Origin of the sequence: Arthrobacter sp. 4R501, from assembly GCF_002929755.1 — a bacterium.
Lineage (GTDB): Bacteria > Actinomycetota > Actinomycetes > Actinomycetales > Micrococcaceae > Arthrobacter.
This window is the reverse complement of sequence record NZ_PJIW01000005.1, coordinates 1-17077: the sequence shown is the minus strand read 5'-3', so window position 1 is coordinate 17077 and position 17077 is coordinate 1. Positions and strand designations below refer to the sequence as shown.

13 protein-coding genes are annotated in these 17077 nt (G+C 59.6%); 10 read left to right on the top strand and 3 right to left on the bottom strand.

Annotated elements, in window-relative coordinates; genetic code table 11:
- Positions 1-12: 12 nt before the first annotated feature.
- Positions 13-885 carry a glucose-1-phosphate thymidylyltransferase RfbA gene (gene rfbA / locus CXR02_RS05605; RefSeq protein ID WP_104061105.1) on the bottom strand — a complete coding sequence of 291 codons (873 nt, stop codon included), beginning with the start codon at positions 883-885 and terminating at the stop codon, positions 13-15.
- 57 nt (positions 886-942) lie between these two features.
- On the opposite strand from rfbA, the gene rfbB reads away from it, so the two are divergent.
- Together rfbB and CXR02_RS05595 are read left to right on the top strand one after the other, a co-directional pair.
- Positions 943-1941 (top strand): dTDP-glucose 4,6-dehydratase, encoded by a 999-nt coding sequence (rfbB, locus tag CXR02_RS05600; RefSeq protein ID WP_104061104.1) that lies wholly within the window; start codon positions 943-945, stop codon positions 1939-1941.
- A gap of 2 nt (positions 1942-1943) precedes the next feature.
- Positions 1944-3356 carry a bifunctional dTDP-4-dehydrorhamnose 3,5-epimerase family protein/NAD(P)-dependent oxidoreductase gene (locus tag CXR02_RS05595; RefSeq protein WP_104061103.1) on the top strand — a complete coding sequence of 471 codons (1413 nt, stop codon included), beginning with the start codon at positions 1944-1946 and terminating at the stop codon, positions 3354-3356.
- Between the two features lie 99 nt (positions 3357-3455).
- Here CXR02_RS05595 and CXR02_RS05590 read toward each other — a convergent pair whose 3' ends face one another.
- On the bottom strand, positions 3456-5711 hold the full coding sequence (locus tag CXR02_RS05590) for a hypothetical protein (protein WP_104061102.1): 2256 nt from the start codon (positions 5709-5711) through the stop codon (positions 3456-3458).
- 63 nt (positions 5712-5774) lie between these two features.
- On the bottom strand, positions 5775-7556 hold the full coding sequence (locus CXR02_RS05585) for a hypothetical protein (RefSeq protein ID WP_146072475.1): 1782 nt from the start codon (positions 7554-7556) through the stop codon (positions 5775-5777).
- A gap of 338 nt (positions 7557-7894) precedes the next feature.
- On the opposite strand from CXR02_RS05585, the gene CXR02_RS05580 reads away from it, so the two are divergent.
- The 8 genes from CXR02_RS05580 to CXR02_RS05540 all read left to right on the top strand — a co-directional run.
- The gene (locus tag CXR02_RS05580) at positions 7895-8950 is read left to right on the top strand and encodes a glycosyltransferase (protein ID WP_181037134.1); all 1056 of its coding nucleotides are present in this window, start codon (positions 7895-7897) and stop codon (positions 8948-8950) included.
- On the top strand, positions 8943-9899 hold the full coding sequence (locus CXR02_RS05575; RefSeq protein WP_104061100.1) for an NAD-dependent epimerase/dehydratase family protein: 957 nt from the start codon (positions 8943-8945) through the stop codon (positions 9897-9899). The genes CXR02_RS05580 and CXR02_RS05575 overlap by 8 nt, the downstream gene beginning before the upstream one ends.
- Positions 9900-10012: 113 nt before the next feature.
- Positions 10013-10447, top strand: coding sequence for a GtrA family protein (locus tag CXR02_RS05570; RefSeq protein WP_181037133.1), 435 nt, complete (start codon positions 10013-10015; stop codon positions 10445-10447).
- Positions 10444-11304, top strand: coding sequence for a glycosyltransferase family A protein (locus CXR02_RS05565; protein WP_104061098.1), 861 nt, complete (start codon positions 10444-10446; stop codon positions 11302-11304). The genes CXR02_RS05570 and CXR02_RS05565 overlap by 4 nt, the downstream gene beginning before the upstream one ends.
- 915 nt (positions 11305-12219) lie before the next feature.
- The gene (locus tag CXR02_RS22070; RefSeq protein ID WP_146072473.1) at positions 12220-13017 is read left to right on the top strand and encodes a hypothetical protein; all 798 of its coding nucleotides are present in this window, start codon (positions 12220-12222) and stop codon (positions 13015-13017) included.
- Between the two features lie 846 nt (positions 13018-13863).
- Positions 13864-14763: an ATP-binding protein gene (locus CXR02_RS05550; RefSeq protein WP_258060824.1), complete on the top strand. Its 900-nt coding sequence runs from the start codon at positions 13864-13866 to the stop codon at positions 14761-14763.
- 280 nt (positions 14764-15043) lie between these two features.
- A complete protein-coding gene (gene istA, locus CXR02_RS05545) occupies positions 15044-16510 on the top strand; it encodes an IS21 family transposase (protein ID WP_104061276.1) in 1467 nt (488 codons plus the stop codon).
- On the top strand, positions 16507-17077 hold a 571-nt coding region (locus CXR02_RS05540), incomplete at its 3' end, for an ATP-binding protein (protein WP_181037132.1). The genes istA and CXR02_RS05540, both read left to right, overlap by 4 nt.

The window sequence follows — 17077 nt, the reverse complement described above, 5'->3', positions numbered from 1 at the left end:
GCCTTTCCTTGATCAGTCCGCGCTTTGATCCAGCAGTTCAAGCAAGTATTTCCCGTAGCCGCTCTTGACGAGCGGTTCGGCCCGTTCCTGCAGTTCCGCGTCGCTCAGGAACCCCAGCCGCCAGGAGATCTCCTCCGGACAGCCGATGGACAGACCTTGGCGCTTCTGCACAGTGTGAATGAATTCGGATGCTTCGTTCAGCGAATCAAACGTTCCGGTATCCAACCAAGCTGTGCCACGCGGCAGGATCTCCACCTGGAGCCTGCCTCGTTCCAGGTACACCCGATTCACGTCCGTGATTTCCAGCTCTCCCCGCGGGGAGGGCTTAAGATCCTTGGCGATCTGCACAACGTCGTTGTCGTAGAAGTACAGGCCGGGAACTGCGTAGTGGCTCTTGGGCTTGGCCGGCTTCTCCTCAAGCGAAATGGCCTTGCCTTCGTCATCGAATTCCACCACGCCGTAGGCTGAGGGGTCGGCAACCCAGTATCCGAATACTGCACCGCCGTCGATGTCCGAGAACCGGCGCAACTGGGTGCCCATACCGCGGCCGTAAAAGATGTTGTCCCCCAGTACCAGGGCTACCGGTCCGTCGCCGATGTGCTCGGCGCCCAGGATGAATGCCTGCGCAAGACCGTCCGGCGACGGCTGCTGGGCGTACGTAATATTTACGCCGAACTGCGAACCATCACCGAGCAGTCGCTGGAACTGATCAGCGTCATGAGGCGTCGTGATGATGAGGATGTCACGGATGCCCGCGAGGATGAGTGTGGACAGCGGATAGTAGATCATCGGCTTGTCGTAGACCGGCACCAATTGCTTGCTGATGCCTAAGGTAATGGGATGGAGTCTGGAGCCGGTACCGCCGGCAAGGATAATTCCGCGCATGCAACCTATCTTTCCCTCTGATTCGAAGTCCAGCCAAATCCGGTAACCTATGAAACTATGCAGCGACTTCTCGTAACCGGCGGCGCCGGATTCATCGGCTCGAATTTTGTCCATTATGTAATGGCCAACACGGACAACTATGTCACCGTCTTGGACAAGCTCACCTATGCCGGCAACCTCGAGTCGCTGAGGCACCTGCCCGAGGACCGTTTTGCGTTCGTCAAGGGAGATATCGCTGATCCTGCCGTCGTCGATCAGCTCGTTGCCGATCACGACGTCGTGGTCCACTACGCGGCTGAGTCTCACAACGACAACTCCCTGCACGATCCCCGGCCGTTCCTGGACACCAACATCATCGGCACCTACACGCTGATCGAAGCCGCCCGCAAGCACAACAAGCGCTTCCACCACATCTCCACCGACGAGGTCTACGGCGACCTTGAACTCGACGACCCCGAACGATTCACCGAAAACACCCCGTACAACCCCTCCAGCCCATACTCATCCACCAAGGCCGGATCGGACCTGCTGGTCCGGGCCTGGGTGCGTTCCTTCGGGCTGCAGGCGACCATCAGCAACTGCTCCAACAACTACGGTCCCTACCAGCACGTCGAGAAGTTCATCCCTCGCCAAATCACCAACGTGATCGCCGGAATCCGCCCCAAGCTCTACGGCAAGGGTGAGAACGTCCGGGACTGGATCCACGCCAACGACCACTCCTCCGCCGTCCTAGCGATCATCGAAAAAGGCATCATCGGTGAGACATACCTCATCGGCGCCGACGGCGAAAAGAACAACAAGGAAGTCGTCGAGCTCATCCTTGAGCACATGGGGCTGCCCCGCGACGCCTACGACCATGTCGTGGACCGACCCGGCCACGACCTTCGCTACGCCATCGACTCCGCCAAGCTGCGCGACGAGCTGGGCTGGCAGCCGGAGTTCTCAAACTTCGACGCCGGCATCGAGGACACCATCGCCTGGTACCGCAACAACGAGGACTGGTGGCGCCCGCAGAAGGCAGCCACCGAAGCCAAGTACAAGGAGCAGGGCCAGTAAGCATGGAGTTTCAAAAGAAACTCGCAGGTGCAAAAACGCCAATTCCCGGCGTCGTGCTCTACGACCTTCCGGTGTACGGCGACAACCGAGGTTGGTTCAAAGAGAACTGGCAGCGGGAAAAGATGATCGCTGCCGGTCTGTCCGACTTCGGCCCCGTCCAGAACAACGTCTCCTTCAATGACAAGACAGGAACAACCAGGGGGATCCACGCCGAGCCTTGGGACAAGTTCGTCTCCGTGGCCACAGGCCGGATCTTCGGCGCCTGGGTGGACCTCAGGGAAGGCCCGTCCTTCGGGGCAGTTTTCACGGCCGAACTCGATGCCAGCAAGGCGATCTTCATTCCTCGCGGCGTCGCCAACTCGTACCAGACGCTGGAGGACAACACGTCCTATGTCTACCTGGTCAATGATCACTGGTCACCCGACGCCGAGTACACGTTCCTGAACCTGGCCGATGAGACCGCCAACATTCCGTGGCCGATTCCCTTGGCCGACGCGGAAGTTTCCGAAAAGGATTTAGGCCACCCGCGCTTGGCCGAAGTCAGGCCCATGGGCCCCCGAAAGACGCTGATCGTGGGGGCCGACGGGCAGCTGGGGCGCGCCCTTCGCAAAGTGTACGACGGCGACCCTTCCATCGAGTTCGCGGGCCGCCAGGAATTCGACCTCCTCGACCCGGAGTCCTACTCGGCACGTCACTGGGGCAACTACAGCACGATCATCAACGCCGCCGCGTACACCTCGGTGGATGCTGCAGAATCCGCCACCGGACGAGCGGCAGCCTGGGCCATCAATGCGGCAGCCGTCAGCCGTCTGGCGCGGGTGGCAGCGGAGCATTCCCTGACCCTCGTGCACGTCTCCAGCGACTACGTGTTTGACGGGTCCAGGCAGGAACACGCCGAGGACGAACCGTTCTCTCCCCTCGGCGTATACGGCCAGAGCAAAGCAGCCGGAGACGCCGTCGTCAGCACGGTCCCCCGGCATTACATTGTGCGGACGAGCTGGGTCATCGGCGAGGGCAACAACTTCGTCCGCACCATGGCCTCCCTCGCGGACCGCGGGGTCCAGCCCGCTGTCGTCTCGGACCAAATCGGACGGTTGACGTTCGCCACGGACATCGCCGAGGGAATCAGGCACCTGGTCGAGTCCAAGGCATCATTCGGAACATATAACCTGAGCAATGACGGATCCCCGCAATCCTGGGCAGACGTAGCAGCTGACGTTTTCGAGCTAAGCGGCTCCGAGCGATCGGCTGTCTCCGGCGTCACTACTGCCGAGTATTTCAAGGACAAGGCCGCTGCCCCGCGGCCGCTGAACAGCGTCCTAGACCTCAGGAAAATCAAGGCCACGGGATTCCAGCCGCGGAACTCCAGAACGGCCCTCGTCGAATACCTCAGCACCAGCCAAGCGACTGTCTAGCACTCGATAACAGACAAAAGCCGGTTGCCGTCCGAAAGGGCGGCACCCGGCTTTTCCTGCTCAGCGGCTATCGCGCACTGAGATCCGCGGACAGCACAGTCACGAACCGGCAGCTACGGATTTTTCTGCGGGAGCGCGGCGGCGGTGGGCCGCAACAAGATCATAGGCCGCCCACACCGACATGCCGCCCACACCAACCGACCACAACGCAACTCCCAGTGTCCATCCAGGAGGCGTGAAAGCGACTGATACTGTGCGCCCGGCCGCTTCCTCTGGCACGTCAATGGCCAGCAGGAACCCATCGACGGGAGAACTAATGCCTGCTCCCCGGGCTTCGTAACCCGGCCATGGGAGCCGGGCCAAGGCAGCGCGGCCGCCGCCAGGTGGGACCTGATCCACACGAAGCGTGACCTGCGTCGGCGTGCGGCCTGTTTCCGTCAGTCTGGTGCCAGCCGATGTCCAGACGAGGCCACCAGACGTGTCCGTTGATTCATCGCGGCTCCACAGTGCAATTTCTCCGTCGTTACTGACCTCGCGCCAGCCCTCCGGAACAGACCTGACTGGCAGGTCTTCCTCTCTTCCAACATAATTGTTAGCAGCGGACGGGCGCTGATTGCCGTCAAAGGACTTTTTTAGAATCTGGATGTTGTCGATGCCAAGCTCGTCGACCAGCAGCATTCCCGTTTCAGGCCGCGGCTCAAACAGCCTGCTCAGCAACTCGGCGCAGGTGCCTCCCAAATAGCGGAGACACAATATCTGATTATATTGCGCGTGGCCGATTAGCTGATATCTGTTCAGCACTGACGCCTCGCTCAGATACCAAGTGTTAGCCATAAGGGTCCTTGACCAAGTCGACTCATCCTGGGGATAGTCAAGGGGGTCTCCGACCACGAGCACCTCGCCGGACACGCCAGCGAGGACGCCCTGCGGAATGGCTGAATCGGAAGGAACTCGAGAGTCTGACAGCGGGCTCGGACCAGTTGTACGATGCTGCAAGAGTGTTGTTCCTAGTGTCACGGCCAGACACACACCGGCAATGAGTGATGCCATTGATAAATTGCCTATCGGAAGCCGATTTCCTCGCAGGCGCCACCAAAGAATACAAAGGGCAGCGATGGCCAAAATGCCAGCAAGAAAGACCGTCATGTAGCGGTCCGGGAACTGAGCCCACGCACCATAAACACCGAATGCGATGGCGCCCGTTGCCCCCAGAAGGGACAGCTTTGAAGGGTGCTGTGCAAGTGCACGCTCCATGAGTACTACGCACAATAGAATGCAGACAAGCGCTAGGTAAGGCATGAACCTTGCCGGGTACCGCAGAGGCCCCACCGTCGAGGGCAACAGCACAAACATCATGGACAGTCCAGCGAAGAAGAGAATATCCCTGATGTGCGGGGCGTAGGCCCGAATTCTTCGCCAGCTCAGGAATGCGACCAGCGGCAGGAACCAAGCAATATAGAGCGCCGGTGCTGGGGCTGAGAGGCCGTCCCACCACCACGACGGCATCATCGGGTAGGCGGAAGCTATGGTCGAGCTCATTAGGCCGCTAAGATCCACCCCCATATAGTCGTCATTCGCGATAGCGGTGGTACTTCGTGTTGTTACTGCCGCCGTCAGCACCCCCGGCAGGTACACCACCACCGCAACCAACACTAGAGCTACGCCTATTCCCCCTATGCGCCAAGCCATCGCCCAGTGCCGCTTCAGCAGCGCATCCACGCCGAGAGCCAAGAGAACGAAGCCGACAGCAACCGTCCCGGCGACGTAGCCGACAGTGACCACGAGGTACCCTACAAAAAAGGCCCAGAACGAGCTGCGCCGGCCGTCGGCAGCCATCTTTAGCAGCAACCAAAAATAGGGTAGGAGCGCCCAAGCAAGTTGCCCCGTCACCCAGGAAGGGGCATCAAAGAATGTCGTGAACCCATTCAATGGCGCCGCTACGCCAGCCACCAGGGCTAGTGCCGGTGAAACGTTGAAGGTACGGCTCAGAAGGAAGCACCCAACTCCGCCCGCAACCAGGAATGCAATCTTCAGACAAGTGGTTACCGTAACAGCGTCCTGAACGAAGTAGACGAGAACGCCGATAACCATGATGAGTGGGTTCCAAGTTCCCCACTGTCCTTCAGCTGCATAGTTTCCGCTGGACCAAACCTGCGGATTCATGATGGGCACAGATCCCGATATCAGGGACTCGCCCAGGTGATACCAGACACCGTAGGCGCCGTTTTCCGTGTCATCCCAAAAGTAGAACCGCGGCGTCCAAATCAGCGGTACCAAGCTTAAGAGCAGAACACTCAGCGCCGTTAGGAGGATCCAAAATGATGACCGCCCCGAGGTGGCTTCATGGTCTTGCATCAATACCCTGTCTTATCCCGTGTGCGGAGCAAAATGGCCGGGTGCTGTACCACCACCGCCGCGTCAGTATGTCAGCTTCCAGAGCGTGAGCGTAGCTGACTTGCCTCCGTTGTCGTAGGTGACCTCTGAAACTTTCGCGGCATCAATTTGGTCTTGCCAGCCTTTAGGGCAGCCGGTATCAGTCAGCACGTAGCGGATATCGGCCTCCTTTGCAGCCTCATGGGAAAACGACCCCTGTGAACGCTGCATCAGAATGTCCCGGATTTGGCTTTCATCCGTGGGCCATGCCAGTCCCAGGTTGTAGAAGACTGTGGGAAGACCGGTCAAGGCCTTCACGCGGAAGGGACTGATGCAGGGGTCGAACATCACCAGTTCCGATGCTTGCCCCGCCTCGTCCACTGTCACCCGTAGGCCGGAACCAGACTGCGTCAGCGGCAAGGCAACAGACTTGATTGCAAGTGCCTGCGGGTCGCTGAAACTCGCAGTGCCATTGTCATGGACATACTCGGAAAACTTGGAGTAGTCTGCCAGACTCACGGCTATGGCTGCGACCACTGTCACACATGCGGCTACTGCAATCGATGCATGCTTCCTGCTTCCGCCCGATGAAGCCCGTAATGACCGGGCCTCGGCTACCAGTGAATGCTTCCTGCTCACCGGCGAATCTCGTAATGATCCGACCTCGGCAAGCTCAGGATTATTCCCGTGGTGCCAACGCCGCCAACTTCGAACCGCGACTTGGCAGAAAACAGGAACGGCCGCTGCGGTGACCAATGTGAAGCTGTCGATCCAAAAACGATACGGCTCCTGGTTTGCACCCCAAAGGTCGTTGCTGGCAACCAATGGCCACGCAACGGCCGCGCCGACGGCAAACGCTATCCAAGCTTTGTTTCTGTGCACCACACCTGCCCAAAAAATCAGCATGAGCATGAGCAAAGGCACCAGGGCGCCTAGAACGCCGATCCACAGCGGCACCCCAAGCCCGTTCGATGAGACTTCCCGGTAGCTGAGGAAATCGTCCTTCTGCACCAGCCCGAGAAGGGTTCCAACGACCGTTGGTGAAGCAGCAAGAACCAATGCCAAGCAGGCCGAGATGACTGTGGACTTGTACCTCGGCAGAATCAAGAGGAATCCCGGTAGGGCAGGGGCTAGCCCTGCCATCAAGGTCATGAGCGGCCCGGTGGATGCGGCAAGCGCGGTTCCCCCGAGAAGAACCGCGGCCAGGAGCCCTAAGCTGGCAGCGACTAACCATTTACGTCCGTATGCTAGCAACCCATATACGGCGGTTGCATAAACGAGCAGGTACACGGCAGTCAGGAATGAATACGTCTGAACATTGGCTAAGGTCCCAACTGCGGCAGCGACTGAGACGACGGTGACGGCCCGGGCTTTGGCGCTGCAAGGTGCCATTCCATCTGCCAATGGAAACGTAACGGCTATTAGGAGACATATCGCGGTCACAGCTATGGACAGCGCTGCCGACTCCCCGTTCAGTGTAAACAGGACGCCAAACGCACCCCAGAGGACGGCGTGGTTGTCAAGAGAATGATGCCAGTCACCGCTCGCAGCAACGGCGAACGTGCCGATGATACTGGGGACGAAACCGAGAACGCCAAGAACGGGGAGACCTGTCAGCCGAATTAGCAACCAACTGATGGCGCCTACCATGACGAACTGAAAGGCAAGCCCCGTAATCTGCCACGTGGCAATGATGTCTGTGTTGAACAGGCGCGACAGCAGACCGAGAAAGACGTAATAAAGACGGGGATAGTGATTGGTCCCCGTTTCCGTGAATGGTTCAACAGCAGCGATGTTACCGTGCTGCACGTTGACAGCGATTGCCAAGTACGAGTACTGGTCATGCGGGAAATACTCTCGAAAGCTCCCCCAGCTGAAGCCAGCGCTCGTTGTGAGCGGCCGGACTTGGAGTATCCAATACATCACACCAGAAAATATGATGGCTGTGGCTGATGCCGCTTTCTGCAAACTCCTCCGAAGGCTCCCAGCAGGTGTGTGTCGTTTCATTCGGCTGGATACCCCAACATTTCCCGTTGTTCTGTTCGGCAGCTCTCAATGCCTGCCCGGTCACAAGTAAAGATTCTAAGGCCTCCGGCATCCTGGACAGCCCCCGGGCCTAACAGCTGTCACTCTGCATCGTCGCCAAAGCGGTAGACTCTGTACACATGACCAATGCAGTGACAGGCTCTTCGGCCAGCACCCATCGTATTTCTGTCGTCGTCCCTGTTTACCAAGGTGAATACACTCTGCCCGAGGTAGTCGCGGAGCTGATGGGCCTGGCGGAGCCGAGGATTTCGCCGGCGGGCCACCGTTTTGTCATTGCTGAAGTTCTTCTGGTTTTCGACCATGGCCCGGATCGTTCTGCGCAAGTAATCCGAGAACTCGCTGGTCGCTACGATATCGTGAGAGCGGTTTGGCTCAGCCGCAATTTCGGGCAGCATCCAGCAACGCTCGCGGGCATGGCATCCGCCGGCGGCGACTGGGTTGTAACCATGGACGAGGACGGTCAGCACGACCCGGCTGCCATCGCCGACATGTTGGACACTGCCATGGCGGAACAGTCCACTCTCGTATACGCCCTACCAAGTAATAAGCCCCCGCACGGATTCGTTCGCAATGCAGCCTCCAAGGGAGCCAAGAAGGTTGTTGCGGCCCTCCTATCCAGCAATGACGCCCCCAACTACCAAAGCTTCCGGCTTGTCACCGGCGAAGTGGCCCGCTCCGTGGCCGCCTATGCAGGCAACGCCGTGTATCTCGACGTCGCTCTGGGCTGGATCGCCTCCAATATCGCCACGTGCCCGGTAGCTCTACGGGAAGAGGGGGACCGGGCGTCCGGCTACCGGCTCCGGACGCTGCTATCGCATTTCTGGAGGATGGTCATCTCCAGTGGCACGCGTGGACTTCGGCTAGTCAGCCTCATTGGAGCTATTTTTGCATTCCTGGGGATCTGCTTGGCCGTCTACCTTCTCATTGCATATCTCACGGGGCATGGTGCGGGACAGCAGGGTTGGACATCCACCATGATCGTCATACTCATCAGCACGGGAGCCATTCTCTTCTCGCTCGGGGTCATCGCCGAATATGTCGGTGTGAATGTCAATATGGCTATGGGAAAACCCGCGTACCTGATCGTCAGTGATCCGGCTGTCGGTCCTCTTGGGAAAGCCAGCACCCGGGCTGTTCCCGCCGCGGATCCAGGGGGAAGCACGCCCAATGCCTGATCCGGTATGGGTCGTTGGCGCAGGTGGACTGCTGGGACGGGGGCTGGTTTCTGAGCTAAGGTCACGAGGCCACGAGGTCCTGACTTCTTCGATCCCGTGGCATGATCCAGCGGCTGCCAAAACTGCGCTGGCGGCAGGTGCCACAGAGTTGCTGCTTCAGGCCAATGGCCAGTCATGGCTAATCGCCTGGTGCGCGGGTGCCGGGGTCACTGGAACGTCCCAGACTGATCTTGACTCAGAACTCGACGTCTTCAAGGCCGCCCTTGATTCCATCACGGACGTACTCTGCCGCCCAGGATCTGCTCGGGGCCGCCTGTTTCTTGCCTCTTCGGCTGGTGGGGTCTATGCTGGCGCACCTAACCCTCCTTACTCCGAAGTGAGCATTCCCCAGCCGTTGGCTCCCTACGGTTTCGCCAAGCTCGCAGCGGAACGTGCTGCCACCGAATTTGCTTCATCTTCCGGCACCAGGGTGATGGTTGGACGCGTGGCCAACCTATACGGTCCTGGACAAAACCTCGCCAAACCCCAGGGACTCATCTCGGTATTCGCCAAGGCGCATCTGACCGGACAGCCTGTGTCTGTCTATGTTTCCCTAGACACTCTTCGTGATTACATCTTCATAGACGATGCCGCAGCTTTGATCGCTGACTGTCTGAACCGTCTCTCCGAACCCGACGTCAGTGATGGGGAGACCATCACCAAAATCCTGGCCACTCAGCGAGCGGACACGATAGGCGCTCTTATCGGCGCATGTAGGACCGTATTCAAACGCCGGCCCCGAATCGTCCTCGGCGCTTCACCACATGCGAAGGCACAAGCCCATGATCTGCGGCTGAAGTCAGTGGTGTGGACGGAACTGGACAATCGTCCGTTCACTCCCCTCCCTGTAGGAATCAACGCAACGGTCCGGGACATGCAGTCGCTGCGAGGCGCAGACGGCGCCCTATGAATAGAACTAGCAGCACGGCACACACCAAGAAAAGGGCACAAGAATTGGCTTCACACGCTGAGAACGAGGGCGAACCGGTACGCGGAATCCATGCAGGCCCACCCGGCCCACTTATGAAGGTTGTCAAGGATCAGCGCGTTGCGTTCCTTCTCGTTGGAGGCGCCAACACGGCCTTCAGCACGGGCCTGTTCATTGTCCTGGCATTGGCGTTCCCTGAGGCGCCGTCTTTCGTCCTCCTGTCGACATCGTGGACAATCTCGCTGATTGCCGTCTTTTTCGTTTACCGTAAGCTCGTCTTCCGCGTTAAGGGGCATGTTTGGCTTGACCTGGGCCGCTTCGCCCTCGTCAACCTCACATCCCTTCTTGTGAACATCGGACTCCTGTCGCTGTTTGCTGACCTGCTGAAGTTCCCGAGAATCCCGACTCAGCTAGTCATCACACTGTTGTCAGTGATTATCAGCTATTTTGGTCACCGCTACTTTTCATTCCGGCGCAAAACTGCGCCCATCCGGCCCTTGAACGCCCCAAAAGAGGAAGAGACGGCATGACCCCGAAAGTCTCCATAGTCATCCCCGCGTACAACAATGTTCAGTACGTCGCTGAGACGCTTGATTCAGTCCTGAACCAGACATATGACGACTACGAAGTCGTTATCGCAGATCACTCTTCTGTTGACGGAACGATGGGAGTCATCGAGAGCTACCGCGGTCATCCCAAGCTAAGGATTTTGAGCCCTACACCTGCGGGCGGAGGCGCCCAAGCCAACTGGAATCGAGTTAGTTCCGAGGCCCGGGGAGCCTATGTCAAACTTGTCTGCGGCGACGACCTCATTGCGCCAACGGCTGTGGCTGAGCAGGTGGCGGCGTTCGAGACGTATCCGACGGCCGTACTAGTGGCCAGCCTGCGCGACCTCGTCGATTCCAGTGGGGACGTGTTTGTGAAGAACCGAGGCCTGCAAGGAATTTCCGGGCTAGTCAGCGGGGCTAAAGCGGTGCGCGCGACTGTCATTGCCGGGTCCAACATCTTCGGAGAGCCCGCTTGCGTCATGTACCGGAAGGAACTGTTGCAGGCGGAAGGCGGCTGGGACAACACAAACCCCTACCTCATCGATGAAGCAACATATGCGCGGATCTGCTTTCACGGTGACGTTGTCGCGATTCGCCGTAGCCTGGCTACTTTCCGTATCAGTGCCAGCCAATGGAGCGTCCGTTTGGCCAAACAGCAGTCGGACCAGGCCATAGCATTCCATGAGGAAATTGCTCGCAAGCACCCCGGCGTTGTCAGCCGCTTCGACTTGCTCGTGGGTAATGCGAAAGCAGTAGCAATGTCCTATGCCCGCCGATTGGCCTACATACGGCTGCGCAAGCGAATGGGTCACGAGCACGCAGTCGAAAGTACTGTCTAACTGTGGCGTTGCCATGGTGATCGATTGTAGTGGTGGGACCCATTTCTGAGGGAACAGACCCTATTCTGGCGTTCTTCTGCTCGACGTGGGCGTTGTCGTTGGACTTGCAGGGCCGGGAGCGGCTGAAGTAGACGTCTTTGTCGCCGGCCCAGTTGACCAGGGCGTGGTTGATAAATTCCCCGCCGTTTTCGGTATCCAAACCAAGCATGGGAAACGGCAATCGCGCCACGATCTTATCCGCGGCATCCAGCACCCATTTGTGCGCCCCGTTACGGACCGCGACGTTCTCGGTCCAGCCGGTGAACACGTCTCTGGCGGTCAGCATCATGGCGAATTCCCCGGCCAGGTTGGGCCTCAGTGAACGACCATGTCCGCTTCGGGGAACCCGGGGGCCTGTTCGTGTTTGTCCCCGGCCTTGCAGACCGAGTTCGAGTTCCTGCAATAGCGGCCCGGCCTTGGTCGCAGACAGCCCTTTGCCCGAGAGAATCCCGGCGAGCCGCCACACACTGATCAGGATCTTCAAGGTGTCGTAAGCGTACGTCCGTCTCCGCGGCTTCCGCGCTGTCGATTTCGCCGGACTCTTCCGCTTATGGGCCGTAGACAGGGCCCGGCGGGCAGCGGCCCTGGACCACGACGTTGCGGCCACGAGCTACTCCAGAATCAACCCCGTGGGTTCTTCGATGACTTCGTATGATCAGTTGCGTACTTCTTCCTGATTTTCCTAGGCGTTGCCATCGACAAGTCCATCCCTCATCGTCACGCCGTTCCGTAGCGGCCCGTAATTTCGCGAGCGTTTTTCAAATGAGGCAAGCACCCCGTTTCGCGACCTGTTGAGGTGAGTCTCGTGGCTCCGTCGCAATATTCGTCCATGAGTAATAAACTTAGGGGCTATCACTTGCCGAACATGGGGAATAAATGAAACAGCAACCAACGTCTTTCATTCAAAGGCGCTCGCTCCTAGTCCGTCAACTATTTGCCGGAGTACTTTCCATAATATTGGCCGCTGTCGGACTTACTAGTCTGGCTTCGCCTGCAAATGCCGCACCACCCACAGGATATTACAGCGTCCCCTACTCCCAAGACCTCTATTACCACTACGAATCTGGTGGTTATGTAACAACGTATCGGGCGTCGAACGCCATGTGGGTCAGCGATGGCTCGCCCACGCCAAAGCCCATCGCTACCGACTTTGTCAAGTACCCTTGGTCGCCGACCATATATGCAGTCTCCTATTTTGATGGAGGATGGGTGTGGTCAGGGCCTTTGGCCTTCCAACAATGGCAGAGGGCCGGGTTTCCTGCGCCGCGTAATGCAGGGTTCATTGACGGCACCACATACGTCACATGGGAAACGTCGGGTGAAATATTCGCGAATGCACCAGACAACACAACTCACAAACTGACTTACGGCGAATGGGCTGCATCCGGTTTCCAAGAACCGACCTACAAGACAAATCAGGGCTATCAGAAATTGACATGGGACGGCAACATTGGTTACATTTTTCAAATTAATACTGGCGCCGGATATCCAATAAATTACTCAGAATGGGCAACGGCAGGTTTCCCGACCCCTCAGGCAGTGAGCCGCTTTCCTGGAGACCAGTTTTGCCAGTACTTAACTACCGCCATCTATTACTTCGGCCCTACTTGGAACGGACAAATCACGTTCAGCCAGTGGGCGGCCGCAGGCTATCCTCAGCCAGCACGCTGCTGAACGCGTCGGAGAACATAAGCTAGCCGGTCCCACAGGAAGTTCGATGGCTGGGTGTTCGATGCTGTACACGAAGCAGACTATTAGGTCAACGGCAGGTCAGGATCACCGATGGAGGCGACCGTACACCGACACCGGTGAGTACGGCACCCATTGACTTGAGCAAGTCCTCCCCAACGTCGGCCGAGGTGACTGCTCGACAGGAGTACGGCCTGCGCAGAAGCCCACCTGAATGTTGATCAATCTGAGTTCGCAAAGTTCAACCGGGTCCACGTGGGAGCAGCAGTTCGAAATGGCTGCTATAGCCCCGATCCGACATCAACGCTCGCAGTAGCCCAACACCTGGGAATTCACGGTCTCACACAATGACGGTGGTCTCACGTTGTTCGACGGACTGCCCGATTTTGAACGTATGCAAAAAGCGTATTAGAGTTACATACAAGCAACTTCGCCTGTCACACATCTTGCGAAAGCGCTTATGGGAGACCCCGCAGTACTAGACATCCTGCGGGGTCTTTCATATGTCAACGGCCTTTTGGTCAGCAAGCGCGGCTTCGCCCAGACAGAACAGATGCAAAGTCGGCGCCGACCGTGGACCTACCGCCTCCGACGCAAGAATGTCTTTGCCGAGCGTCAACTCATGGAGCACGCTTGCCGCTTGCGCTGGTTGCCGTTTATGTTGTCAGAGTTTTTTCGCTAGGAAGAACTATTTCCTGATAGTGATTCCATGAGTGGGACAACCTGCCTCGGCGGCGTTGCAACGACCGCTAGAAATCGCCGAACGGTCAATCAATTTTGCCGTCTCCGGTCAGTTTAAAGTTGCCGCTTACAGGGACCAGCCTGGCCAGTGTGGGGACCGTCGGCGCCGCCAATTCAGGGACCACCGGTACGGTCGGGGTGGGGGCCGGGCCCAGATACGGCCACGGCGTGCAGCTGCACCTGGTCTTTTCCCACACCGAGGCACCAGAACAAGCACAGGAGAACAGACAGCACAGGCGGGACCGCGATGAACCAGCTCAGCACCGCCACCACCACGGCCGGCCGGTGGACCCTGTCAGCACCGATTTGTCACGGATCCTGCGGGACCTGAAGCTCTCCGGACTCAAAGACACCCTGCCCGAGCGCCTCGTGCTGGCCAGACACCAGCAGATGGGCCATGCCGCGTTCCTGGAACTCCTGCTCGCCGATGAGCTCTCCCGCCGCGACTCCCGCTCCGCGACACTGCGCGCCGCCCGGGCCGGCCTGGATGCGGCGATGCGCCTGGAAACCTGGGACGACGCCACAGAGCTGAGCTATGACCGGATGCTCCTCTCGGACCTGAGCACTCTGGCGTTCGCCGAAGCCGGGCACTCCGTACTCCTCCTGGGCCCGGTCGGCGTGGGCAAAACACACCTCGCCACCGCCCTGGGCCATGCCGGAATCCGGCGGCGGATGAGCGTGCACTTCACCCGCGCCGACAAACTCTTCACCCGGCTCCGAGCCGCCCGCCTCGACAACTCGCTCGAAGCCGAGCTCAGGCGCATCGCCGCCGTGGACCTGCTGATCATCGACGACTTCGCGATCAAAGCCCTCGACGCCACCGAGACGAACGACTTCTACGAAATCGTCGTTGAACGCCACCGCCGCAAATCCACGATCATCAGCTCCAACCGGGAACCAGCCGAATGGCTGGGAATGACCAACGACACCCTGCTGGCCCAATCAGCGATCGACCGGCTCACCCAAGGCGCCCACACCCTCGTCATCTAGGGCCCCTGTGTGTGATCGACTATCTGTAGGCCGTTTCAGCCAGGAATTTGAGCCAAGTTGGTGGCTCGTTTCAGGCCAAAAGAGCGGTAAGAATCAGGCCAGTTTTTTCTTCCCGAAATCATGGTTTCGGGGGTTTGCCTGGAGATAGAGATCACCCGGTGGCCGGTGCCCTTCCCAGAGTGTCAGGGACATGGGCCCGCCACCCCCAGATAGGTTCCTTACGGCGCTGCCATTGCGAAGCGTGTGCGCCGGAAGGGCTGGAAAGCAGATGACGGTACCCATGTCCGTACAAGAAAATATCAGAAGGCTGGACTCCCAGGGAGTCCCGGGCCGGGAGATCGCCCGGAGGCTGGGCGTCAGCCGGTCCTCGGTGACGAAGTACGCCGATCAGGAGAACTACTCCCCTGAACCGCCGGTGCCGCTGGCCCGGCGCGGAGCTTCGGTGCTCACCGGGTTCGAGCACATTATCGAAGCGTGGCTGGGCGAGGACCAGCGCCGGAACCGCAAGCAGCGGCATACGGCCAAACGCGTCTTTGACCGGCTCGTGGATGAGCATGGTTTCACCGGCACGTATTCCCCGGTGCAGCGGTTCGTGAAGAAATGGACGGCCCGTAACAGGATCGCTGGTGAGGGTTTCACCGAGTTGGTGTGGCCGGCCGGGACCGCGCAGGTCGACTTCGGGCAGGCTGAGGCCATCATCGCCGGGATCCGGCAGATCCTGCACATCCTGGTGGTGACCTTCCCGTTCTCGAACATGCGCTTCGTGCAGGCATACCGCGGCGAAACCGCCGAATGCGTCTGCCACGGACTGCGGAGGGTGTTCGAGCACATCGGGGCCGCACCGAGGCACCTGGTCTTTGATAACGCCACCGGCATCGGACGCCGGGTCGGCACCAAGGTCGTGGAGACGAAACTGTTCGGCGCGTTCAAACTGCACTACCGCTCCGAATCCCGCTACTGCAACCCCTACTCCGGGCATGAAAAAGGGAACGTGGAAAACGCGGTCGGGTTCCTGCGCCGTAACCTCATGGTTCCCGAACCTGTGGCCTCCAGCCTGCAGGCCTTGAACGAGGTGCTCATGGCCCGGTGCGACGCGTTGGCCACCACCACGCATTACCGCAAGGGCCTGCCCTTGGGCGAACTGTTCACCCACGACGTTGCCTCATCCCTGGCGTTGCCCGGGGTCGGGTTCGACCCGGTGCGCTACGAATCGCGCAAGGCCGACAAAACCGGGAACCTGCTCATTGACGGGAACACCTACGCCGCCGGGTCCTCCTTCCATGGGCGGATGCTCACCGTCGGTTTGCGCCACGACGTGGTGCAGATCCTGGATGAGCACTCCGAGCCGATCCGGTCCTTTGACCGGGTGTTCGGCCGGCAGGCCGAGACGATCTTCGACCCCGAGTCTCTGGTTCCGCTGCTGGTGACCAAGCCCGGCGCCTGGAGCCATTCCCCGTTGCGGGCCCTGGTCACCGACCCGGTCCGCGACTGGCTCGATGCCGCGGCGCCCACGGACCGTCGCCGCCTGCTCAACGCGGTGGATGCCGCGACCGGGTCCGCCGGCTTCGACGCCGCGATGGCCGCCGCCGACACGCTGATCCGGCGTGGGGACACTCCGGACATGGCAGCTCTGGGGATGCTCGCCCGCCGGCTGGCCCACGGCACCGAACCGGCCGCCGCCAACGTGGACTTAAGCGTCTATGACACCTTCACCACCCTGAACACGAGCACCGGAGAAGTCGCATGAACCCGATCACCGTCCAGGACATCCTCGAAGCAGGCAAACATGCCTCACTGACCGGCAGCGTGTTGACCGAATGGGCCGAGAAAGGCACCCCGAAACAGCGCGAATACCTGCACGGGGTGCTGCTGGCCGAACACGAATCCCGGCAGGAATCACGCCGCCAGCGGTTGCTGAAATCCGCGAGGCTCCCTGCCCTGAAAACACTCACGGGATTCGACTACACCAGTGTCAGGTTCCCCGAGGACTACGGCCGCGAACCCCTCGAGTCCCTGGAGTTCATCACCCGGGCCCAGGACCTGGTTCTCTACGGGGATGTGGGGACCGGCAAAACCCACATGGCCAGCGCCCTGGTGGCAGCCGCCTGCCGGCAGGGCATCCCGGCCAGGTTCTTCACCACCTCGGCCCTGGTTATGATGCTGCGCAGGGCCAAGGACGAAGACAGGCTGGACAAGGAGCTCGCTGGCTTGGCCAAAAACAAGGTCCTGGCCATCGACCTATGCCGAGCCCGCGGCTATGCCGAGGCTGCCGTCGGCCCGGGCTGGTGTGCGTGGTCCCTGCGGTTTGTGGCTC

Coding starts and splice junctions, on each gene's coding strand:
- CXR02_RS05580 (WP_181037134.1), top strand. CDS start 7,895: ATGACCAATGCAGTGACAGGCTCTTCGGCCAGCACCCATCGTATTTCT.
- CXR02_RS05595 (WP_104061103.1), top strand. CDS start 1,944: ATGGAGTTTCAAAAGAAACTCGCAGGTGCAAAAACGCCAATTCCCGGC.
- CXR02_RS22070 (WP_146072473.1), top strand. CDS start 12,220: ATGAAACAGCAACCAACGTCTTTCATTCAAAGGCGCTCGCTCCTAGTC.
- istA (WP_104061276.1), top strand. CDS start 15,044: ATGTCCGTACAAGAAAATATCAGAAGGCTGGACTCCCAGGGAGTCCCG.
- CXR02_RS05590 (WP_104061102.1), bottom strand. CDS start 5,711: ATGCAAGACCATGAAGCCACCTCGGGGCGGTCATCATTTTGGATCCTC.
- CXR02_RS05575 (WP_104061100.1), top strand. CDS start 8,943: ATGCCTGATCCGGTATGGGTCGTTGGCGCAGGTGGACTGCTGGGACGG.
- rfbB (WP_104061104.1), top strand. CDS start 943: ATGCAGCGACTTCTCGTAACCGGCGGCGCCGGATTCATCGGCTCGAAT.
- CXR02_RS05570 (WP_181037133.1), top strand. CDS start 10,013: ATGAAGGTTGTCAAGGATCAGCGCGTTGCGTTCCTTCTCGTTGGAGGC.
- rfbA (WP_104061105.1), bottom strand. CDS start 885: ATGCGCGGAATTATCCTTGCCGGCGGTACCGGCTCCAGACTCCATCCC.
- CXR02_RS05565 (WP_104061098.1), top strand. CDS start 10,444: ATGACCCCGAAAGTCTCCATAGTCATCCCCGCGTACAACAATGTTCAG.